Below are 22,894 nucleotides of genomic sequence, written 5' to 3'. Positions count from 1 at the left end.
TCTGTAGGTACTTTGGGGGACAAATCGGGCGTCAGCCCGCCCACCGGCCCCACGGCACGTCGCGACGCAGATCGTTCCCGACGCCGCGGGCCGAGATCCGCCACGCCGACACGGTCGGCTCGTCCGCGACCGCGGTGCTCGCCTCCTGGGCCAGCGACTCGCTGACGACGGCGATCACCGCGGCGATCTCCTCGGGAGTCGCCGAACCGCGCCGCACCTGGAGGTGCGTCGCATCCGGGCGTGCGTCGTCCGACTCGCTCACAGCGGAATGTTCCCGTGCTTCTTGGCCGGCTGGCTCGCCCGCTTGCCGCGGAGGGCGCGCAGCGCCTTCGCGACGGCGACGCGGGTCTGCGCCGGCTCGATGATCCCGTCGAGCTCACCGCGTTCGGCGGCGAGGAAGGGGGAGGCGACGTTGTACGTGTACTCGTTGGCGAGGCGGGTGCGCACGGCGGCGACGTCCTCGCCGGCTTCCTCGGCGCGCTTGATCTCGCCGCGGTACAGGATGTTGACCGCACCCTGACCGCCCATGACGGCGATCTCGGCGGTCGGCCACGCGAGGTTGATGTCGGCGCCGAGCTGCTTGGAGCCCATCACGATGTACGCGCCGCCGTAGGCCTTGCGGAGGATCACGGTGACGAGCGGGACGGTCGCCTCCGCATAGGCGTAGAGCAGCTTCGCGCCGCGACGGATGACGCCGGTCCACTCCTGGTCGGTGCCGGGGAGGTAGCCGGGGACGTCGACGAGGGTGAGGATCGGGATCGAGAACGCGTCGCTGAACCGGACGAACCTGCTCGCCTTCTCGCCCGCGTCGATGTTGAGCGTTCCCGCCATCTGCGACGGCTGGTTCGCGATGATGCCGACCGTCCGCCCCTCGATGCGACCGAAGCCGATGACGATGTTCGGTGCGAACAGCGGCTGGACCTCGAGGAAGTCGCCCGCGTCGACGATGTGCGAGATGACCTCGTGGATGTCGTAGGGCTGGTTGGGGGAGTCCGGAATGACCGTGTTGAGGACGCGATCGGAGTCGGTCGTCTCGAACTCGAAGCCGGACTCGTACCCCGGGGCATCCGACATGTTGTTGTCGGGCAGGAAGCTGATGAGGGTGCGCGCGTAGTCGATCGCGTCGTCCTCGTCCTCGGCGAGGTAGTGCGCGACACCCGAGCGGGTGTTGTGGGTGTGCGCACCGCCGAGCTCCTCCATGCCGACGTCCTCGCCGGTGACGGTCTTGATGACATCGGGGCCGGTGACGAACATCTGGCTCGTCTTGTCGACCATGATCACGAAGTCGGTGAGGGCGGGGGAGTAGACCGCGCCGCCGGCGGCGGGTCCCATGATCAGCGAGATCTGCGGGATGACGCCCGAGGCCGCGGTGTTCAGGCGGAAGATCTCGCCGTACTTGCCGAGCGCGACCACACCCTCCTGGATGCGCGCGCCGCCGGAGTCGAGGATGCCGATGATCGGGATGCCGCTGCGCAGCGCCAACTCCATGACCTTGATGATCTTCTCGCCGGCCACCTCGCCGAGCGATCCGCCGAAGGTCGTGAAGTCCTGCGAGTACACCGCGACCGTGCGGCCGTGGATCGTGCCGGTCCCCGTGACGACCGAGTCGCCGTACGGGCGGGAGCGGTCCATGCCGAAGGCGGTCGTCCGGTGCCGGACGTACTCGTCGAGTTCGACGAAGGAGCCCGGGTCGACGAGCAGTTCGATCCGCTGGCGGGCGGTGAGCTTCCCCTTCGCGCCCTGCTTGGCGCGGGCGGTCTCCTCGGCGGAGACGACGGCTTCTTCGTAGCGGGCACGGAGGTCGGCGATCTTGCCGGCGGTCGTGAAGAGGTCGGGCTGATCGGTCACGCGTTCCACCCTAGCGAGCGCGGTCCCGGCGGCGTTGGATACCGGCGACAATCGCCGCGCGGATCCGCTGTGGCATCCCTCAGGATGTCGGCTGTCAAGCCGCCCGGCGCTCGACGCGGCCGCGTCTAGGGTGGGCGGCATGTCGATCCCCGAGAACGGTTATCCCCGCGCCGCCGCGGTCAGCCCCCGCCTCCACGTCGCCCCGAGCGTCGACTCGACCAACAAGAAGCTCCTGAAGGACGCCTTCGACGACCCCGACGGTCATCCGCACCTCTCCGCCGTGGTGACCCGCGACCAGACGGCCGGCCGCGGTCGCCTCGACCGCACGTGGGTCACGCCGCCGGATTCCGCGCTCGCGGTGTCGGTCCTGCTGCGGGTCGAGGCGGTCCCCGTCGCGCAGCGGGGGTGGATCCCCCTCATCGCGGGCGCGGCGATGACCGCGGCCGTCCGGGCGCAGCTGGAGGACCGCGAGGTCGGACTCAAGTGGCCGAACGACGTCCTCGTCGGGGGCCTCAAGATCTGCGGCATCCTCGCCGAGGTCATGCCCGGCGATCCGCACGCCGTCGTGGTGGGAGCGGGCGTCAACACCCGGATGACCGCCACGGAACTGCCGGTGCCGACCGCCACCTCGTTCGCGGCACTCGGCCGCACCGCCGACGAGGATCAGCTGCTCGCGGACTACCTCACGAGACTCCGCGACGGGATCGCCGACCTCGCCGTGGGCGGCACCGCCGCGGGCCTTGCGACGACCGCGGTCCGCGACGCGTGCACGACTGTCGGCAGCGACGTCTCCGTCTCCCTTCCCGACGGTTCCTCCCTCATCGGCAGGGCGACCGGCATCGACGATGAGGGGCGGCTGGTGGTCGAGGCCGCGGGCGTCGCGCACGTCGTGTCCGCCGGCGACGTCGTGCACGTCCGGTGACGGTGGGCGCGTCGGCGCACCCGGCATCCGTCGTCGCGCCATGATGGTCCCGTGAGCCAGCCGACCGCGTATCCGGGTCGTCCGCGGACGCCCGCTCCGGGTGCCGCCGCACCCGAGCTCGTGATCGCGCGCTTCCGCCGGCACGGACGCCGACTGCTGTGGCCTGCGATCGTGCTCATCGCCGTGGCGGGGACGACGGGCTACGTCAGCGGCAACCTCCCGTCGCCGTGGGAGGACTGGATGCTGTGGGCCGCCGCCGGGCTCGTGGTGCTGCTGCTCGCAGCCGTGCCCTATTTGCGGTGGTTGTCGCACACCTACACCGTGACCACGCGGCGCGTCATCGAGCGGACGGGTCTCGTCCAGCGTCGCCGCGTCGACATCCCGCACGCCCGCGGCTACACCATTTCCGAACGGCGGGGTCCGGTGCAGCGGCTGTGGGGGAGCGGCACCCTGATCCTCGCCAACGGGGTCGACGAACCGGTGCGGCTCGTCGATGTCCCCTCGGTCCGTCTCGTGCACGAGACGCTGTCGGACCAGGTCGAAGTCAGCCAGATCCTCGCCCACCGCGACTCGCACAGCGTCCCGGTCATCGCGACGGACGACTGAGCGTCTGCGGGCGCCCGCCCGGATGCGCGAGAATGTCGGGGTCGGGAGGAGACGCATGGCACTGCAGGTCGGAATCGTCGGAGGCGGTCAGCTCGCGCGGATGATGATCGCGCCCGCTGTGGAACTGGGACTCGGCGTCCGGGTCCTCGCGGAGGAGCCCGGGATGTCCGCCGGTCTCGCGGCGACCGCGGTCGGCGACTACCGCGACCTCGACACCGTCCTCGCGTTCGCGAAGGACGTCGATGTCATCACCTTCGACCACGAGCACGTCCCGCAGGACGTGCTGCGCGGCCTCGTGGACGCCGGTGTCGCCGTACACCCCGGTCCCGACGCGCTCGCCTACGCGCAGGACAAGATCGACATGCGCACGAAGCTCGGCGAGCTCGGTCTGCCGCAGCCCGACTGGGCTGCCGTGACGGATGCCGCGGCCCTCGACGCCTTCATCGCCGACCACGGCGGCCGCGCCGTTGTGAAGACGCCGCGCGGCGGATACGACGGCAAGGGTGTGCGCGTCGTCTCCTCCTCCGCCGAGGCCGCCGACTGGCTCGACCGCCTGACGGACGGAGCGGCGCTGCTCGCCGAGGAACTCGTCCCCTTCACCCGTGAGCTCGCCCAGCAGGTCGCCCGCCGTCCCTCGGGCGAACTCCTCGTCTACCCGGTCGTCGAGACGGTGCAGCAGGGCGGCGTGTGCGCCGAGGCGATCGCGCCGGCACCGCACTCCGCCGGCCGCCTCGCGGACGTCGCCGCCGAGATCGGCGAGGCGATCGCGACGGGCCTGGGGGTGACGGGCATGCTCGCCGTCGAACTGTTCCAGACCGGCGACGAGCGGCTCCTCGTGAACGAGCTCGCCATGCGTCCGCACAACAGCGGGCACTGGACCCAGGACGGCTCCATCACGAGCCAGTTCGAGCAGCACCTGCGCGCCGTCCTCGACCTGCCGCTGGGCGACACCGCGATGCGCGCACCGCACGCCGTCATGGTCAACATCCTCGGCGGCCCGGCCGAGGGGACCCTCGGTGAGCGGCTCCCCGACGCGCTCGCCGCGCACCCCTCGGCGAAGGTCCACACGTACGGGAAGGACCCCCGCCCCGGGCGCAAAGTCGGGCACGTCAACGTGGCCGGGGACGACCTCGACACGGTCGTCTACGAAGCGCGCGCGGCGGCGGCGTTCTTCCTCGATTGACCCGTGCCGTTCCGGAGTTCTCCAGGCTCGCGCGCCTAGCCTTGATCGGGTGAACAGCCCCCTGCACTCATCGACCGCTCCGCTCATCGGCGTCGTGATGGGATCCGATTCGGACTGGCGTGTGATGTCCGACGCGTCGCAGGCGCTGACCGACTTCGGCATCCCTCACGAGGTCGAGGTGGTGTCCGCCCACCGCACGCCCGACAAGCTGCTGCGCTACGGCCGCGAGGCGCGTGGGCGGGGCCTGCGCGCGATCATCGCCGGTGCCGGCGGCGCGGCGCACCTGCCGGGCATGCTCGCCTCGGTCACGACGCTCCCGGTCATCGGCGTTCCGGTGCAGCTGTCCACCCTCGACGGCCTCGACTCCCTGCTGAGCATCGTGCAGATGCCCGCCGGCATCCCCGTCGCGACGGTCTCGATCAACGGGGCGAAGAACGCGGGCCTGCTCGCCGTGCGCCTGCTCGGCTCGGCCGATCCCGAGGTCGCCGACCGCGTCGCCGCCTACGCCGCCGACCTCGAAGTGCAGGTCGAGGAGAAGAACCGCCGCCTGAAGGACTCCCTGTGAGCCGCCGCCCGGTGGGGGAGCTCCGGTGAGCGTCCTGAGCCCGCCGCGGGCGACCTCGTCGCCCGGCCGTGCTCTCGTCGAAGAGCGTCCGCTCCGCAACCCCGATGCCTCGGCCCCCGGCATGATGTCGCGGCGCGCGTGGTGGCTCGTGGCATCCAACTTCCTCCTTCCCGGGTCCGCGCAGATCCTCGCGGGTGGTCGACGTCTGGGCCGCGTCGGCCTCATCTCGACGATCGTGATGTGGGTGTTCCTCTTCACGACGGTGCTCCTGGCGCTGATGTGGCGCTCGATGCTGACGACCCTCGTCGCATCGTGGTGGACGCTGACCTTCGCGCAGGTGCTGCTCTGGGCGTACGCCGCGCTGTGGGTCGTCCTGACGATCGACACGCTCCGGCTCGCTCGGCTGCGGCGCGTGCCCGGACGCACCCGCGCCGCCGTGTCGATCGTCGCGCTGGTCCTCGCGCTCGTTCCCGCCTCGGCGGCCGCATACACGGCCCAGTCGGTCGTCGCGCCGCTGCGCTCCGGGCTGTCGATCTTCGCCTCCGGCCCGAGCGTGCCCCCGTCGGACGGCTACTACAACTTCCTCCTGCTCGGTGCCGACAGTGGGCAGGGACGCGACTCCATGCGCTTCGACAGCATCTCGGTGGTGTCGGTGAACGCGGACTCCGGCGCGGTGACGATCTTCGGCATCCCGCGCGACCTCCGCCACGTCCCCTTCTCGGACGGACCGATGCGCGACCTGTACCCCGACGGGTTCGAGGGCCACACCTCGTCGACGTGCGGGTGGTCGTCGGGCATCAACCAGCTCATGAACGCCGTCGAGGTGTGCCGCGAGGATCGCGGGGCGAGCCTCTACCCCGATGCCGCCGCGCAGAATTCGACACCGGCCGTCGAAGCGACGAAGGACGCCGCGGAGGGGATCCTCGGCATCGAGATCCCGTACCACGTCTTCATCGACATGCACGGGTTCGCCGACCTCGTCGACGCCCTCGGTGGCGTCAAGATCACGGTCAAGGAACGCCTCCCCGAAGGCCCCGGCCCGCGCTTCGAGGGTCAGCCCGCGGAGGAATGGGCGACCGGATGGATCGAGAAGGGCACCCAGGTCATGGACGGCGAGACCGCGCAGTGGTACGCGCGATCGCGGTACACGACCAGCGACTGGGACCGGATGCGGCGCCAGCGGGAGCTCCAGACCGCGATCCTCGCCCAGGCGACCCCGTCGATGGTCGCGACCCGCTTCAGTGAGGTCGTGGCGGCGGGCAAGAACCTCGTGCAGACCGACATCCCGGACTCCCTGCTCCCGTTCCTCGTCGATCTCGGCGTGAAGGCGAAGGACCAGAAGGTCCAGGATCTCGAGCTGACGCCGAAGGGGGTCGGCATCGATCCGGAGGACCCCACCGCCGAGGACTGGGCGAAGATCCGCGGCGAGGTCCAGGCGCTCCTGCATCCGCCGACGCCGACACCGACGACCGCGCCGTGAGCGCACAGGGGGAGTTCCGATGACGACCACACTGCGGGTCGTGTTCGACCCGTCCGCTCCCGGCACCGGGCCCGATCTCGCGACCGCCTCTCGGGAGCTGGCCGCCGCGCTCGTGGCGACGGCGCCCAGCGGGTGCGAGGTGCGCGCGATCGTCCCCAGCGACGCGGGGGACGACACCTTGGCCGCGCAGGGCGTGGCGGCCGCCGATCGCCTCCCGGTCGGCTCCGCCGCCGCCGCAGCCCTGTGGCGGCGCGGACTCCGCGCGGGCGCCGGCGACGGCCTCATCCACTCGGCGACGCTCGCAGCGCCGCTCGTGCGGCACGACCGCGTCCACGACCACGACCAGACGGTCGTGACACTGTGGGACGTCCGTCCGTGGGACCACCCCGACGAGGTGCCGCGGACGGATGCCGCTTGGGCCCGCGCCATGCTGCGCCGGGCCGTCCGGCACGCCGACGCCGTCGTGGTGCCGACGCACGAGCTCGCCCACCGGGTCGCCGAGCTGGCGCCTCTCGGGGACCGGATCCGGGTGATCGCAGGAGCTCCCGAGAGCGCCCTCCGCGTCCCCAGTGACGAGATCGGACGTCGGCGCGACCTCGGCCTGCCCGAGGGGTACGTCCTGCTCTCGGGGTCGTCGGCGGCATCCGACCGTCTGCGCACCGGTTTCGAGGCCGTCGTGACATCCGGACGGGACACGGCCGTCGTCGTGATCGACGCGCCCGACGGCCAGGAACCCGCGATCGCCGAGCTCGCCGCCGCGGCGGGCCTGCCCGAGCGACGGGTGCACGTGCGCGGCCATCTCGAGGCGCCCGATCGCGCCGCGGTCCTGGCCGGCGCCGTCGCTTTCCTCGTGCCGTCGGACAGCACGGCCTTCCCTTGGCGGACGCTGGATGCGCTCCGACTGGGGGTCCCCATCGTGGCCGCCGACAGCGCGACGCACCGCGAACTCCTGCTGGACGGAGCGACCTTCGCGCCGGGCGACGCCGGGTCGCTGGGGGACGAGCTCGCCGCGACACTCTCATCGACCTCCGCGGTGGAGCGCCTCGCCGTCCTTGCCGCCGATCGCGGGCGAGCGTTCAGTTGGGCGGGAGCGGCGGAGCGCGTCTGGCAGCTCCACGCCGAACTCTGAGGTCGTCCGAACGCCGGGAAATCGGCGTGTCGCACAAGTGATGTCCAGCCACGACTGGTAACGGAACGTGACTTCAGTAACACTGTTCACATGCGCCTCACATCTTCCGTGCCCCGTCGGTCCCTGCGGAGCATGGCGATGGTGCTCGCGGCGCTGCTCTCGATCTCGGTCCTGATGGCCGTCGCGCCGACATCCGCTGCCCGCGCCGCTGAGCTCCCGTCATCCATCACGGACGGCGGCTACATCATCAGCGACGCCGAATTCTTCAACGGAAACTCGATGACGGCGGCGCAGGCGCAGACGTTCCTCGAGGCCCGCGTGCCCTCGTGCAAGGCGACGACCGGGCCGACGTGCCTGCGGAACTTCACCGCTGACCTCCCCGCGAAGGCGAAGGACTCCTATTGCAACGCCATCACCGGTAAGAAGAAGGTGCGCGCGTCCGAGATCATCGTCACGGTCGGCAAGGCGTGCGGGATCAGTCCGAAGGTGATCCTGGTCATGCTCCAGAAGGAACAGGGACTCGTGACCTCGACCAAGCCGAGCGACTGGAGCTACCGCGCCTCGATGGGCATGAACTGCCCCGACACGGCGCCGTGCAGCGCGGCGTCCGCGGGGTTCGTCAACCAGGTCTACCTCGGCGCGCGCCAGCAGCAGGTCTACAAGAAGAACCCCACGAAGTACGGTTACCGCGCGAATCAGGTCAACACGGTCAAGTGGCACCCGGACAGCGCGTGCGGGACGTCGAAGGTCTTCATCAAGAACCAGGCGACCGCGAATCTCTACATCTACACGCCGTACCGTCCGAACATCGCGGCGCTCGCGGCGGGCTACGCACAGGGCGACGGGTGCTCCAGCTACGGCAACCGGAACTTCTACAACTACTACGTGCAGTGGTTCGCTCCCAGCGCGGTCCCGAACGCCACCGGCGCGCCGGCGACGGTCGCCGCCTGCACCGTCCCAGCGACGGCCGACGTCGTGTCGACTTCGGGAACGGCGACCGTCACGACGGCGACGACGGCGCGGAAGGCGCCCGTCGCATCCTGCACGTCGGGGACCAAGGCGCTGGCGACGTCGACCGCCGTGACGGTCAAGGGCACCTACGGCTCATGGGTGCAGATCGCGAACGGGTCGGGCACCTTGTGGGTCGCGAAGTCCGCGCTGCGGATGCCGGTCGGCTCGCCGGCCGCCGGCTCGGACGCCTGCAAGCTTCCTGCGGAGTCGAGCATCACGAAGGCGTCGGGCGAGGCTGTGGTCGTGACCAAGTCGTTGAACGCGCGCAAGGCTCCGACGACCAGCTGCGAGACCGGCAAGCGATCGATCACCGATGGGCAGACCTTCGCGCGGACGGGCACGTACGGCGCATGGTGGCGGCTCACCGTCAGCGGTTCGACGTACTGGGCTCACAGCGACTACCTCACCCTCAAGGCGGCGCCCGCGCCGGTGTCGATGTTCACGACGGATGTGGTGCATCTGCGTCCGCAGAAGAGTCAGAGTGGGATGACGGCGACGGCGCGCAAGGGTGAGCAGGTCTCGGTCGTGAAGGTCGAGGGTGCGTGGACTCAGGTGAAGCTGGGTGGGGCGACGGGCTGGGTCGATAGTAAGCGTCTGGTGGTGAAGAAGCCGTCGGTGTCTGCTCCGGTGTCGGCGACGACGACGGTGGCGGTGACGGTGCGTGCGGGTGCGTCGGGTTCGACGGCGTCGGTGGTGTCGTTGGCGAAGGGGGCGAAGGTCTCGATCGTCGATTCGTATTCGGGGTGGCGTGCGGTCACGTCGGGGAGTTCGACGGGGTGGGTGCTCGCGAGTGCGGTGACCACCGCGCCGGTGTCGATGTTCACGACGGATGTGGTGCATCTGCGTCCGCAGAAGAGTCAGAGTGGGATGACGGCGACGGCGCGCAAGGGTGATCAGGTCTCGGTCGTGAAGGTCGAGGGTGCGTGGACTCAGGTGAAGCTGGGTGGGGCGACGGGCTGGGTCGATAGTAAGCGTCTGGTCGCGAAGAAGCCGTCGGTGTCTGCTCCGGTGTCGGCGACGACGACGGTGGCGGTGACGGTGCGTGCGGGTGCGTCGGGTTCGACGGCGTCGGTGGTGTCGTTGGCGAAGGGGGCGAAGGTCTCGATCGTCGATTCGTATTCGGGGTGGCGTGCGGTCACGTCGGGGAGTTCGACGGGGTGGGTGCTCGCGAGTGCGGTGACCACCGCGCCGGTGTCGATGTTCACGACGGATGTGGTGCATCTGCGTCCGCAGAAGAGTCAGAGTGGGATGACGGCGACGGCGCGCAAGGGTGATCAGGTCTCGGTCGTGAAGGTCGAGGGTGCGTGGACTCAGGTGAAGCTGGGTGGGGCGACGGGCTGGGTCGATAGTAAGCGTCTGGTCGCGAAGAAGCCGTCGGTGTCTGCTCCGGTGTCGGCGACGACGACGGTGGCGGTGACGGTGCGTGCGGGTGCGTCGGGTTCGACGGCGTCGGTGGTGTCGTTGGCGAAGGGGGCGAAGGTCTCGATCGTCGATTCGTATTCGGGGTGGCGTGCGGTCACGTCGGGGAGTTCGACGGGGTGGGTGCTCGCGAGTGCGGTGACCACCGCGCCGGTGTCGATGTTCACGACGGATGTGGTGCATCTGCGTCCGCAGAAGAGTCAGAGTGGGATGACGGCGACGGCGCGCAAGGGTGATCAGGTCTCGGTCGTGAAGGTCGAGGGTGCGTGGACTCAGGTGAAGCTGGGTGGGGCGACGGGCTGGGTCGATAGTAAGCGTCTGGTCGCGAAGAAGCCGTCGGTGTCTGCTCCGGTGTCGGCGACGACGACGGTGGCGGTGACGGTGCGTGCGGGTGCGTCGGGTTCGACGGCGTCGGTGGTGTCGTTGGCGAAGGGGGCGAAGGTCTCGATCGTCGATTCGTATTCGGGGTGGCGTGCGGTCACGTCGGGGAGCTCGACGGGGTGGGTGTTGTCGTCGGCGTTGGTCGCACCGGCCCCGAAGCCCGCCACGAAGGTCACCACGGCTGCGCTGAACCTCCGGTCCGCACCGTCGACAACGGGGGGCATCATCACGACCCTGGCGAAGGGGACGACGGTGACGATCGTCTCGACGAAGGGGGAGTGGCGGCAGGTCAAGGCGGCTTCACGCACCGGTTGGGTGCACGGAGCCTACCTCCGTTGACCGCGCGCCGAGGATTTCCAGGCAGGGGTCCATTAGACTCGATCCGGCCTGCCCGGTGCTGATCACCCGGTCTGGATCCCGACCCGCTAGGAACCTTGTGACACAGATCGATTACAGCGCCTTCGAGACGCCCGGCCGCGGCCGCGGTCTTCTGGATGTCTTCCGCTACCACTATCTGCTGCGCCTGCTCATCGGCAAGAGCACGTCCCTGCGTTACCGCAACTCGGTTCTCGGGTGGTTCTGGTCTTACGTCCGGCCGACTGTGCAGTTCCTCGTCTACTACCTCGTCGTGGGGCAGATCCTCGGCCTGCACAACCAGGTCCCCGCCTTCCCGCTCTACCTTTTCAGCGGTCTCGTGCTGGTCAACCTCTTCAACGACACGATCTCTGCCGCGACGAGCTCCATCGTCAGCAACAAGGCGCTCGTTCGAAAGATCTACCTGCCGAGGGAGCTGTTTCCCCTCGCCGCCATCATCGGGACCTTCACGCACTTCCTTCCGCAGCTGGCCGTCCTGGTCGTCGTGAGCCTCCTCTTCGGGTGGCTGCCGTCGTTCGCATCGATCGGCCTGGCACTCCTCGGCATCCTTCTCGTCGTCACTTTTGTCGTGGGCATCGGGTTGTTCTTCTCCGCCGTGAACGTTCGTTTCCGCGATGCAAGCAACATCGTCGACATCATCCGGACGATCGCGACGTGGTCCGTCCCCATCCTCTACACGTGGGAGATGGTTCGGAAAGTGACGACCGATTACGCGGTGCCGTGGCTGTTCGACCTCTATATGGCCAACCCGCTCGCGGTGGGCGTCGAGTTGTACCACCATGCCTTCTGGGGTTCGCTCCCCGTTGTCAATGACGCGCGGCCTCGCCCCGTCAACCTCGATTGGCCGCCTCAGTTCGAGTGGCACTTCGTCGCTGCCATCGGGGTCATCGTCCTCTCCCTGGTCATCGGCCAGTTCGTCTTCCGGCGCTTCGAGCGCAGCTTCGCACAGGACCTGTGATGTCGATTTCCGCAGAGACCCAGCCCCGCATCATCGTCGACCACGTGTCGAAATGGTTCAGCAAGCGCAGCACGCGGTCGATGAAGGATGCCTTCATCGCTGCGGCGCGACGACAGCCGGTGAGGGCTCGACAGTTCCATGCATTGAAAGACGTGTCGTTCTCGATCGGCGAAGGGGAGTCCGTCGCTGTGATGGGCCTGAACGGGTCGGGGAAGTCCACGACGCTTAAGCTCGTCTCGGGAGTTCTCGAGCCGGACTCGGGGCGTGTCCTCACCCGAGGGAAGGTCGCGGGTCTCATCGAGGTCGGAGCCGGGTTCCACCCCGATCTCACCGGGCGGGAGAACGTCTTCCTCAACGCCGCCATTCTCGGGATGAGTGAGAAGGAGACCAAGGAACGGTTCGATGAGATCGTCGCATTCAGCGAGATCGGCGACTTCATCGATCAAGAGGTCAAACATTACTCGTCCGGCATGTTCATGCGGCTGGCGTTCAGTGTCGCCATCCACGTGGAGCTCGATGTGCTTCTCGTGGACGAGGTGCTCTCCGTCGGCGATGCCCCTTTCCGCGCCAAGTGCAACGCGAAGCTGAAGGAACTCGCGGCCCGTGGCGTGACGATGATGGTCGTCAGCCACAGCAAGGGCCAGGTCAAGGAGCTCTGCACCCGAGGAATCGTGCTGAGCAAGGGCGATGTCGTGTTCGACGGGCCCATCGCGGAAGCACTCGAGGTCCTCGAATCCTGACGTGCAGTTCGACATGCCTCCGGCGGTTCGGAGAATCCACCGAGACGTCAGCTCGAACATGAGCGGCACCCTCTCGTTGCCCTCCCATCGGCGACCCGCGGATCATGAGGTTCGCGCTCCGCGCGCGGACATCCAGGCGTTACGAGCGATCGCCGTCGGCGTCGTGGTCGTCTATCACTTCTTCCCCGATCTGCTTCCCGGAGGCTTCGTGGGGGTCGACGTCTTCTTCGTCATCTCCGGCTTCCTGATCACAGCTCATCTCATCGACAGGCCGCCCCGGTCGGGACGTGACCTGGCCGCGTTCTGGGGACGTCGCATCCGTCGGCTGCTACCCGCATCCTTCCTGGTACTCGGAACCACTTTCGTGCTCGTCCTCCTGCTCGCGCCGGCGACGGTTCGGACGCAGACCGCTGAAGAGATCGCTGCATCTGCGCTCTACGTGCAGAACTGGTTCCTCGCGGGCGAGGCGGTTGATTACCTCGCAGCGGACAATGCGGCATCCCCGGTCCAGCACTTCTGGTCGCTGTCGGTCGAGGAGCAGTTCTACCTCTTCTGGCCCGTCCTGGTGATGATCGTCTCGCTCGCGGTCGCTCGACGTCGTCTCCGTTCCCTGCGGGGCGGTATCGGGGTCGCTGTCGTGCTGGTGTCGGTGATCTCGTTCTCGGCGTCCGTGGTCCTCACCGCAACCGACCCGGGCTCGGCGTACTTCGTCACCTGGACGCGGATCTGGGAGCTGGGCGTCGGCGCTCTCGCTGCGTGCCTCTTCCCGGCGATCCAGCACGTCCTGGCGGGACGTCGCGGGCTCCGCACCGTTCTGGCCTACCTGGGTATCGCCGGAATAGCGGGTGCGGCTTTCATCTTTTCGGAATCGCTGCCGTTCCCCGGGAGCGTCGCCTTGCTGCCGGTGCTGTCGACCGCCCTGGTGCTCGTTGCCGCCGTGGAGCGGGACCGCCTGTCTCCGTCCGTCCTCATGGAGTGGCGACCGGTGCAGCTGGTCGGTGACCTGTCCTACAGCATCTACCTGTGGCACTGGCCTGCGCTTATTCTGCTCCCTGTCGTCCTCGATCGGGAGGTTCGGGGATGGCAGAAGATCGTGGTCCTCGCCGGTGTCGTCGCTCTCTCGTGGGCGACCAAGCGCTGGGTGGAGGACCGGTTCCGCGGGACTCGGCCTTTGGGACGGCCCCTCCGGCGATCGTTCGTCTTCGCGGGAGTCGGGATGCTGGTCTTCGTGCTCGCGGCGGGCGCGACGGTCCATGCTCAAGCGCGGGCGGTGGCGGACGAGCAGGCGCGGATCGATGCATTGGTCGACGGCTCGGCGCCGTGCTTCGGGGCGAGGGCACTCATCGATACCGAGTCGTGTGATCCACACGGGACCGAGTTGCTGACATCGCCGGGTTTTGCCGCCGCTGATCGCCCCGACCCCTATGAGGACGACTGCTGGACCCTCGCCGACTATTCGGAAACGCGAACGTGCGAGTACGGATCCGATGCTCCCGATGCGACGCGGGTAGCACTGATAGGCAACTCGCACGCGGGGCACTGGCTCCCCGCTCTGCAGGAGATCGCCGCGGAACGCGGGTGGCGCATCACGACGTATCTCATCAGCGTGTGCTACACCGTGGATGTGAAGATCGACCTCGGCTCCGAGCCGGCATCCAGTAATTGCCTGGCGTGGAACCGGCGCTCCATCGCCGATATCGCCAACGGCGGATACGACCTCGTCGTGATCTCGGATCGCACGTATCAGCCGATCGAAGGCTACGACCGTGCCGACAACGCCACCGTGGCTCAGGAGGCCTACGGTCGTGTCCTGGATCGATGGTCGGATGCCGGGGTACCCACCCTCGTCCTACGCGACACGCCGTACGCCACGGACCTCGCGAACGTGCCGCAGTGCGTGGAGGAGGCCGGCGATGATCTCGCCGCGTGCGACGGGACGCGTCGGCGCGAGGTGGTCGACCCCCTGGCCGACGCTGCGGCGCTGCGGTCGGACGACCCGAACGTCCGTCTCCTCGACCTCACCGACCGCATCTGCTCGACCGACGTCTGCCAGTCCGTCGTCGGCGGCGTCATCGTCTACTTCGATCGCGGCCACCTGAGCGCGACATTCTCCCGAACTCTCGCTCCAGACATCTGGGCGACCGCGAAAGGATTGCTATGACCTCACACCGCGACGTTCCCCGCACCGGGCGTACCATCTCAGTCGTCTCGCCCATGTACAACGTGGCGCGGTACCTCGACGACTACTTCGAGTCCCTCTTGCGCCAGACGTGCGGCTTCGAGAGCCTCGAGGTCATCCTGGTGGACGACGGCTCCACTGATGAGACGGGAGAGTTGGCGCAGGCGTTTGCGGCGCAGCATCCCAACGTCTCCTACGTCTACAAGGAGAACGGCGGGCAGGCTTCTGCGCGCAATGTCGGTCTCGAGCAGGCGACCGGGGTATGGGTGACCTTCCCCGACCCGGACGACGTTCTGACACCCAACTACTTCGCCGACGTGCTGGCGCAGATGTCGGAACCCGGCGCGGCGGATGCCGCCATGTTCAGCGCGCGCATGATCCTTTGGTTCGAAGCGCGGGAGGCGGACGCGCTTCGAGACACGCACGCCCTCACCTGGCGGTTCGCGGAGGGCACTCGACTGGTCGACCTCTCGCAGGAGCCGACCGTCATCCAGGCTCACGTGACGACCGGCTTCCTCCGTCGCGAGGTGCTGCTCGCTCATGGGATCCGATTCCGCGAGCGTCTGCGCCTGCGTTTCGAGGACGGCAACCTCGTCTCCCGCTACCTGCTGCAGTTCGATGCCCCGCTGGTCGGACTCGTGAGGTCGAGCGAATACCACTACCGCCAGCGTGCCGACGCGTCGTCGACCGTCCAGGCGAACGTCGCGGATCCGCGCAAGTACACCGACACCATTCGCTACGGATACCTCGACGTCGTCGACGCCGCCCAGGGGAGGCTTCCGCGCTGGGCGCAGAACCTCATGGTGTACGACCTGCTCTGGCTCTTCCGCAGCTCTCAAACACCGACTGTCCGTCGCACGCAATTCCCTGCGGCGATGCATGACGAGGTGGACGAGTTACTGCCCTTGTGGCTGGCGCACATCGATGAGGACACCCTCATGGAGTGGACCATCATGCCCGTTCCCAGCTGGATGACGGAAGCGTTGGTCCTCGTCAAGCGCGGCACCGGACACAGCGATCTGCATTTCGGGAGCATCGATCCCAAGCGTGGGCTCGTCTCGCTCGTGTACCGCTACCGGGGTGATCGCCCCTCGGAGGTCGTCCATGCGGGCGACCGAGGGGTCGAGCCCCGATACACAGCCGAGGTCGGTCTCGAATACCTCGGCAGGCGCATCGTCTGGCAGCGCTACCTGTGGCTCCCCGTGGAGTCCGGACTCACGGTCGAACTCGGCGGTGAGCCGGCCAGCATCCATCTGCGAGCCAACGCGGGGCGGTCCGCCGGGATCGACGGGGACCTCCTGGCGGCGAGGACGGCGTCGGCGGAGTCGCGAGCGGAGCCCCAAGCGACCCTGCGCGGGCTCCGTCGGTTGCGTCGCCGCGGCGGGCTCATGCTTCGGGAGGTGAAGGCGCTGGCGCGCGAACGCCCCACCATCTCCGTTGCGTTGCGCCGGGTCGGCGTCGCGTGGGGAGCGATGTCGCCACGGCTGGGACGAGAATTCGAAGGCGCCTGGGTGTTCATCGACCGGGACGTCGACGCGAATGACAGTGCGGAGATCCTCTACCGGTGGGTCAAGCAGAACCGCCCGGAGATCAACTCGTGGTTCGTCCTCCGGCGGGGATCCGTGGACTGGGGGCGGCTCGAGAAGGAAGGCTTCCGACTCGTCGAATACGGCTCGGCGCGGTTCGCGGCGCTCATGATGGCTGCCGAGCACGTCGCGTCGAGCCACGCCGACCGCTTCATCACCGACCCGCTCCCACGGCGTTTCGGGCGTCGGCCGTGGAACTTCACCTTCCTGCAGCACGGCGTCATCAAGGGCGACATCTCGGGGTGGCTGAACACCAAGCGCATCGCGACGTTCGTCACCTCCACGGAGGACGAGTACGACTTCATCGCCGGCCCGTCCCCCTTCCGGTTCGGTCCCAAAGAGGTGCGGCTCACAGGGCTGCCACGTTTCGATGCGCTACTGGCGCAGGATGCCGCGGTCTCCGAGGACGAACGCGACATCGTCCTCGTCATGCCGACGTGGCGTGACTATCTGGTCGGGAAGATGATGTCGTCCTCGCGGGATCGGGAAGGGGTGCAGGACTTCGGTGACACCACCTACGCACGAGCGGTGCAGGGTCTCCTGACGAGCGACTCGCTGCGATCGGCCGTGACGACGCGCGGCATGCGCGTCGTCTTCATGCCGCACCCGAACATGCGGGTCTACCTCGATCGTTTCGAGGTCCCCGACTTCGTGGAGATCGTTTCCTACGACGACGTCGACGTCCGCGAGATGATCGCGCGCGCCCGCGTACTCGTCACCGACTACTCCTCAGTCGCCTTCAACATGGCGTACGTCCAGCGCCCCGTCGTCTACTTCCAGTTCGACCGGGACGAGTATTACGCAGGGCACACCGAGCGTCCGGCCTACTTCACGTACGAGACCCACGGTTTCGGTCCGATCGTGGAGACCGCCGATGACGCCGCGCGGGCGGTCGAGGAGGCTCTGTCCGGCGCCGTGGATGCGGTCTTCCTCGAACGGATGAGGCGGACCTTCCCCGTCCGCGATGGTCAGAACTCACGCCGGGTCTTCGACGCGATGGTCGAGTCTCGGACGCGGAGACCCCTCACGGAGCGATCGATAGCAGCGCCGATCGATCGATGGCAGAACCTGACGTGATGCACGCCGGCGGCGCCCGTCAGCGCAGGTTCTTCATCTCAGACACCTGCACGGTCACGATCTGACCGGTCAGGTCTGAGCCGAGGATGCCGAGGGTCACCTTCGCCACGTCGTCGGCATCGAGAAGGGAGCCTTCGGGTTCGTCACCGAACGCGGCGGTGCGCATGGGCGTCGCCGTGCGCTGGGGGTTGATGCAATTGATCCGGACGCCGTTGTCGGCCCATTCCTCGGAAAGCGCCTGGGTGAGGTTGACGACGCCTGCCTTCGTGGCCGAGTAGGCCGCGTAACCCGATCGGCCGCGCGTGTACGAGCTCGACGTGAACAAGATGACCTGCCCGCCGTGGCGCGCGAGGTGGGGATAGGCCTCTCGGGCGATCACCGCCGGGGCGAGCAGGTTGGTTTCGATGGTGTGCTCGAGGTCCTCCTGCGACGTCTCGACGAGAGGTCCGATCCGGAGGACACCGGCCGTCACGATGACGGCGTCGATACGCCCGAGGGTCTGAGCCGCCTCTGTGAGCGCGTCCCCGACCTGGAACGCGGAACGCACATCGGTGCCCGTTGAGGTGCGGCTGAACTCCATGACGTTCGCGCCACGTGCACGGGCCAGGTCGACGATGCTCGCGCCGATGCCGTAGCTCCCGCCGAAGACCACGATGCCCGCGCCGGACAGGTCGGGGAGCTCTTTCACCAGACGCTCCATGGAGAGGCTCGCGGACTGCAACTGGAACAGCTTGTCCGCGATGTGCACGTCGATCGGCTCCGTGACCTTCATGTTCTCGGGGGTGCCGTCGACGACGAAGATGGGGACGTCGGGGAGATAGGTGAACACCACTCCGCAGTCGTCGGTGGCTCGGAACTCGGGGTCGCCCTCGGCGATCTGGTACGCGCGTCGGATGGTCCCGAGCCGGAAGGCTTGCGGGGTCTGACCGCGGCGCAGCCGCGAACGATCCGGGATGCCGGTGATCAAGCTGGACCGATCGACTTCGATGATGGTGTCGGCTGAGGGGATCGCGGTGTCGACGGCGTCGTATGTGTCGAGGGCGTTCACGCAGTCACGGATGATGCGCGCGTCGATGAAGGGTCGGACGGCGTCGTGGAAGAGAACCTTGGTGTCCTCACCCTCGAGGACGCTGATCGCCAACTTGGTCGTGTCGTTCCTGGTCGCCCCGCCCGGAAGGATGCGGCTCAGCTTGGAGAAACGGCCGCTGGAGATCAGGTGATCCAGCTCACCTATGGACTCCGCGTTCATCATGACGAGGATCTCGTCGACGTCCGCGCTGGCCTCGAGGGCTTCGAGAGTGTGCTCGACGATCGCCTTGCCCGCGATCTTGAGGAGCTGCTTCGGGATGCCGAGGCCCACGCGGACCCCGATCCCGCCCGCCAGGACGACGGCGACGGTTCGGCTCTGAGCGGTCATGTGACTCCTCCGGTGGGGACGGTCCATCCTATCCGGCGGCCCCCTTGGTCCCCGCGGCCGGGAGCGGCGCGGACGGCCGTTCTACAATGATCGAGTGCGCGGGGGAGAGTCGTCGGTCTCGGTCAGGATCACCGCCGTCATCCCCCTCTATCGCGTCGAGCCGTACCTGCCCGATCTGCTCGGTTCCCTCCGAGCGCAGCACCTCGGCCCTTACGAGCTCGACCTCGTCTTCATCGACGACGGTTCGCCGGACGCCTCGGGGGACGTGGTGGAACGTTGGCTGCCGACATCCCCGTTCCCGGCTCGACTCATCCGGCAGGAGAACGCTGGGGTCAGTGCGGCGCGGAACCGCGGGTTGGACGAGGCCGCGGGGGAGTGGATCACGTTCCCCGACTCGGATGACGTGCTGGCGGACGATTACTTCGCCAGCGTCGCCCGGTTCCTCGTTCGCGATGCCCACCGCCTCGATGTCGCGTCGGCCCGTCTGCTCCGCCTCCGCGAACCGAATCCCACCCCCGAGGACGTCCACGCACTGAGTTTCCGCTTCGCGGGCGGCGATCGTGTCGTCCCTCTCTCCGCGTATCCGGATTTCTTCCAGCTCAACGTGGCGTCGGCGTTCTTCCGGCTCGGCGACCTGCGGCGTGCGGGGGTCCGGTTCCGAACCGGGCTCCACGCGTCCGAGGATGCGCTTTTCGTCGCCGAGTACCTGCTCGGTCTGCCTTCCCCGCGGCTCGGTCTCGTCGCCGGCGCGTCGTACATCTATCGCCGGCGCGCATCGCGCGACTCCGCCGTCGACGCCTTCCGCACCGATCAGCGAGCGTACTTCGAACGATTCGAGGCGGGTTACGAGCCACTCATGCGCTCGTGTGGCGAGAGCGGCGTGCCGGAGTGGCTGCAGTCGATGTTCCTCTACGAGTGCCAGTGGTTGCTTCCCGTTCAATTCACCCCCGATGGCCGCGCCGATGTCCTCGACGAGGAGGGCCGTGCTCGCGTCCTCCGCGCGCTGGGCGCATGCGCTGTGCACGTCAGCGAGTCCCGTCTCTTCGGCTACGACGCGACGGCTCTTCCGCTCGAGAGTCGGCTCCTCCTGCAGCTGCTCGCGGGCCGCGACCTGCCGCGCTGGGTCGGCGCCTACGCCGTCAGTGAGGGCGGGGAAATCCTCACCTCGACGCCGATGCGCCTCGGCTCGGCGGTGGCGGTCACCTGCAGCGAAGGGTCTCGCCTGCCCGCATCCGCTGTCGACACCGTCGTCCCGGACTACTTCGGACAGACGGTCCTCGCCGTCGCCCGGATCACGACGTCGAGCCCGCTTCGGAGTGTGACGGTCGACGGGCGGGCCCGCCGCATCGTACGCGCGCGCCGAGGGGAGCAGCTTGCGGAGGTCACGGACCGGGACCGTCGCCGCCGTGCGGGGTCGTGGGCCATCCCTGCGCGTGAGGGTGAGGTGCGTGTGTGGAAGCCGATCACCGGCCCAGACGCTGGTCCGGTCCACCGTCTGCGCCGCCTGCTCCGAGTGGCCCGACGCCAGCTCGCTCGCACGATCAACCGGCGTCGCCGAGGTCGTTAGCGCATCGTCTCGAGGACCATCGTCGCGATGGCGTCGGCGCAGGGAGTGGCTCCTGCGGCTGAATGAACGGGCGCCTGCACCCACCGGTCGGCGAAGCGACGTGCATCCTCCGTCGAGGCCGCGTCTGCCGCGACGGCAGTTGTCAGTTCGTCCACCGTGCGGACGATCGGGCCGGGAAGGTCTCGCCGGTAGTCGAGGTAGAAATCGCGCGATTCGAGGTAGGTCTCGAGGTCGGGCGCGAGGAAGTAGGTGGGGATGTCGAGGACGGCTGCTTCGTAGAGCGCTGAGGAATAGTCGGTGATGAAGAGGTCGGCGATCGCGAGCATCTCCTGCGTCGAGAAACCCCCGCCCGTATCCACCTCCGGACCGAAGTCCGCGTGCATGAGGGGGTGAAGCTTGACGACCGTGTGGATGCCGACGGCTTCGAGCGCATCGGACAGGGCTCGCACGTCGACCGCCACGGTCCCGTCGAGGCGGAAGGTGGGCGCGAAGACTGCGATCCGCCGACCGGCCAGGTGCGGGAGAGCCTCGAGGATCCGCTCGCGGGTTCGGGCTCGGGCCTCCGGGTCGCGAAGACGGTCGACGCGCGGCAGGGGTGCCACACGCACGCGTTCGAGAGGCGCACCGAAGGCCTCGGCGAACGCCGGTCGGCAGTCCTGTCCGCTGGTGAGCACGATGTCATACCCCGCATGCATGCGCATCGCCCGCGCGAGCCGCTGATCGCGACCCTCCTCACGCCCCAGAATGCTGAGGCCGAACTTCTTGAAAGCTCCCAGGGCATGCCACATCTGTATGACGGTGAGTTCGTCCCGGTGTCGGAGGACGCTCGCCACGATCGCGTAGGTGTCGACGACGACCACGCGTGCGGTGGCCACGTGATACAGCTGGTGCAGCAGGTGTGCCGCGTAGCGGATCTTGCGAATCACCCCCGGGGGCACCATCCGCACGAGCATCACCACGCGCACATCCGGGTCCTGACGGATGAGGGATGCGGCCAGGTCGGTGAAATCGTCCGGTACGGTCGGGTGCTCGCGGCTGATCATGACGACCTTGCGCTGCACGGGCAGGAGCTTCAGGGGCGCATACACAGCCGACAGGGCGATTCTCGTCAGATGCGCCGCCAGGACTCGGAGGCCCATCAGCCCGTCAACTCGAGTCGGCTCCACGGACCCCGGCGCTACCGTCTCCTCGTCGACGTCAACGCGCGTGGAGTCGCTCAGCAGCATCCGGTCGACGATCCTCTGCGTCGACCGGCCGTCGAGCGCGCCGCAGAACTCCTCCAAGAATGCGGTCAGCGCGGCCGGGTCGACGGTGGCATCGCGCAGAGCGTCCACGAGTTCCGACGGGTCCTCGACCACGGGTCCGGTGACGTAGGCCGAGAAGGGACGGTAGAACGAACGCGACCCGGCGTATTCGGTCAGATCGGGAACGAACAGGACGATCGGCCGGCGGAGAAGGGCGAACTCGAAGATAGAGGATGAGTAGTCGGTGACGAGCACGTCGGTCGCCATGAGCAGATCATTCATGTCGGCCGTCGAGCCGTCCAAGACGTGCGGGGGGAGAGGCGGCGCGGATGCGGCCGCGAAGGGGTGCTGGCGGACCGCGACCCGGAATCCAGCTCCCAGGCTGTCGGCGATCGCCCCCCAATCGGCGCTTCCCTCGGAGCGGGCGCTGAGCTGGCCGTTGCCACGAAAGGTGGGGGCGTACAGGACGAGACGCTCTTCTTCGCTGACGCCGAGCTCGGAACGCACCCGACGACGTGTGCGTTCGACGTAATCGGTGTCGAAGAAGACATCCGTCCGCGGAACACCGAGCGCCTGCACACGTGCGACATCGATGCCGAAAGCCTCGGCATAGTCCTTTCGCACCGATTCCGAGCTCACCGGTACGTGCGTGTAGTTGCGGTGGATGTCGCTGCCGGGGACCGGGCCTCCGGGCAGACCTGCGCGGCTGTGCCCGACCTGCTTGAACGCTCCGGCCGCGTGCCAGATCTGCACGAGACGGGCACCCCGTCGGATCGGGAGGGGGTAGATGATCGGATAGAAATCGTCGACGACGATCGTGCCGCTCGTCGCGAGCAGCCAGGGGAGTCTCAATACATCCCGAAGGGGACGGGGCGCGTTGAGGCTGGGTTTGAAGACGCCGACCACCTCGGCCCCCGGCATCCGGCGCAGCAGCTCGTCTCGGACGAATCGCATGTTCCCCTCGAAACCGAGGTGGGAGTCAGACAGGAAGAGGAACCGGTCACGGCGGAGTCTGAGTACTCGGCGGAGGATCCGGTAGGGGACAGCCACGGGGAGGGCACGGAGCCATCGGAGGAGCCGACTGGCCCGAAGACGTTCGCGCACGCGCAGTCACCGCTTTCACAAGGGAATCCTCGAGATTCTACGAGATCCGGCCTCCGAGTCCGGCGTGACCGAAAGGGCCGGAACCCGCGCTGTCCAGAATTCG

At 68.2% G+C, this 22,894-nt stretch carries 16 protein-coding genes; 12 read left to right on the top strand and 4 right to left on the bottom strand.

Annotation, left to right across the window (positions count from 1 at the left end):
- Window positions 1–31 precede the first annotated feature (31 nt).
- Entirely contained in the window at window positions 32–262 is a 231-nt protein-coding gene (locus Q9S36_RS05945) for an acyl-CoA carboxylase subunit epsilon (RefSeq protein WP_253036102.1), read from the bottom strand.
- Complete coding sequence (locus Q9S36_RS05940) at window positions 259–1,848, bottom strand: acyl-CoA carboxylase subunit beta (protein ID WP_396653718.1); 1,590 nt, start codon at window positions 1,846–1,848, stop codon at window positions 259–261. Before Q9S36_RS05940 ends, Q9S36_RS05945 begins: the two co-directional genes overlap by 4 nt.
- Window positions 1,849–1,987: 139 nt before the next feature.
- Here Q9S36_RS05940 and Q9S36_RS05935 point away from each other — a divergent pair, with 139 nt between their 5' ends.
- The 11 genes from Q9S36_RS05935 to Q9S36_RS05885 all read left to right on the top strand — a co-directional run bounded on the left by Q9S36_RS05935 (window position 1,988) and on the right by Q9S36_RS05885 (window position 17,459).
- Window positions 1,988–2,770 (top strand): biotin--[acetyl-CoA-carboxylase] ligase, encoded by a 783-nt coding sequence (locus Q9S36_RS05935; protein ID WP_311284315.1) that lies wholly within the window; start codon window positions 1,988–1,990, stop codon window positions 2,768–2,770.
- A 51-nt stretch (window positions 2,771–2,821) separates the two neighbouring features.
- Window positions 2,822–3,376: a PH domain-containing protein gene (locus tag Q9S36_RS05930; protein ID WP_253036104.1), complete on the top strand. Its 555-nt coding sequence runs from the start codon at window positions 2,822–2,824 to the stop codon at window positions 3,374–3,376.
- A 55-nt stretch (window positions 3,377–3,431) separates the two neighbouring features.
- A complete protein-coding gene (locus tag Q9S36_RS05925) occupies window positions 3,432–4,559 on the top strand; it encodes a 5-(carboxyamino)imidazole ribonucleotide synthase (RefSeq protein ID WP_311284314.1) in 1,128 nt (375 codons plus the stop codon).
- Window positions 4,560–4,656: 97 nt separating this feature from the next.
- Window positions 4,657–5,124, top strand: a complete 468-nt coding sequence (purE, locus tag Q9S36_RS05920; protein ID WP_253036107.1) for a 5-(carboxyamino)imidazole ribonucleotide mutase — start codon at window positions 4,657–4,659, stop codon at window positions 5,122–5,124.
- Window positions 5,125–5,149: 25 nt separating this feature from the next.
- A complete protein-coding gene (locus Q9S36_RS05915) occupies window positions 5,150–6,604 on the top strand; it encodes an LCP family protein (protein ID WP_311284313.1) in 1,455 nt (484 codons plus the stop codon).
- 19 nt (window positions 6,605–6,623) lie between these two features.
- A complete protein-coding gene (locus tag Q9S36_RS05910) occupies window positions 6,624–7,733 on the top strand; it encodes a glycosyltransferase (RefSeq protein ID WP_311284312.1) in 1,110 nt (369 codons plus the stop codon).
- A gap of 90 nt (window positions 7,734–7,823) precedes the next feature.
- A complete protein-coding gene (locus Q9S36_RS05905) occupies window positions 7,824–10,883 on the top strand; it encodes an SH3 domain-containing protein (RefSeq protein ID WP_311284311.1) in 3,060 nt (1,019 codons plus the stop codon).
- A 97-nt stretch (window positions 10,884–10,980) separates the two neighbouring features.
- Entirely contained in the window at window positions 10,981–11,877 is an 897-nt protein-coding gene (locus Q9S36_RS05900) for an ABC transporter permease (RefSeq protein ID WP_311284310.1), read from the top strand.
- Window positions 11,877–12,617 (top strand): ABC transporter ATP-binding protein, encoded by a 741-nt coding sequence (locus Q9S36_RS05895; protein ID WP_064001387.1) that lies wholly within the window; start codon window positions 11,877–11,879, stop codon window positions 12,615–12,617. The genes Q9S36_RS05900 and Q9S36_RS05895 overlap by 1 nt, the downstream gene beginning before the upstream one ends.
- Entirely contained in the window at window positions 12,565–14,778 is a 2,214-nt protein-coding gene (locus Q9S36_RS05890) for an acyltransferase family protein (RefSeq protein ID WP_311284309.1), read from the top strand. The genes Q9S36_RS05895 and Q9S36_RS05890 overlap by 53 nt, the downstream gene beginning before the upstream one ends.
- The gene (locus Q9S36_RS05885; protein WP_311284308.1) at window positions 14,775–17,459 is read left to right on the top strand and encodes a CDP-glycerol glycerophosphotransferase family protein; all 2,685 of its coding nucleotides are present in this window, start codon (window positions 14,775–14,777) and stop codon (window positions 17,457–17,459) included. Before Q9S36_RS05890 ends, Q9S36_RS05885 begins: the two co-directional genes overlap by 4 nt.
- Before the next feature lie 19 nt (window positions 17,460–17,478).
- Here the strand turns inward: Q9S36_RS05885 and Q9S36_RS05880 are convergent, their stop codons facing one another.
- On the bottom strand, window positions 17,479–18,876 hold the full coding sequence (locus Q9S36_RS05880) for a bifunctional cytidylyltransferase/SDR family oxidoreductase (protein ID WP_311284307.1): 1,398 nt from the start codon (window positions 18,874–18,876) through the stop codon (window positions 17,479–17,481).
- A 94-nt stretch (window positions 18,877–18,970) separates the two neighbouring features.
- Here Q9S36_RS05880 and Q9S36_RS05875 point away from each other — a divergent pair, with 94 nt between their 5' ends.
- The gene (locus Q9S36_RS05875; RefSeq protein WP_311284306.1) at window positions 18,971–20,443 is read left to right on the top strand and encodes a glycosyltransferase family 2 protein; all 1,473 of its coding nucleotides are present in this window, start codon (window positions 18,971–18,973) and stop codon (window positions 20,441–20,443) included.
- On the opposite strand, the gene Q9S36_RS05870 is transcribed toward Q9S36_RS05875, so the two are convergent.
- Window positions 20,440–22,737: a CDP-glycerol glycerophosphotransferase family protein gene (locus Q9S36_RS05870; protein WP_311284305.1), complete on the bottom strand. Its 2,298-nt coding sequence runs from the start codon at window positions 22,735–22,737 to the stop codon at window positions 20,440–20,442. The two genes, Q9S36_RS05875 and Q9S36_RS05870, sit on opposite strands and share 4 nt — an antisense overlap.
- Window positions 22,738–22,894: the final 157 nt, after the last annotated feature.

The organism is Microbacterium sp. ARD31, from assembly GCF_031844425.1.
Note: the sequence above shows the minus strand (reverse complement) of the source record. Positions and strands in the feature narration are given on the sequence as shown.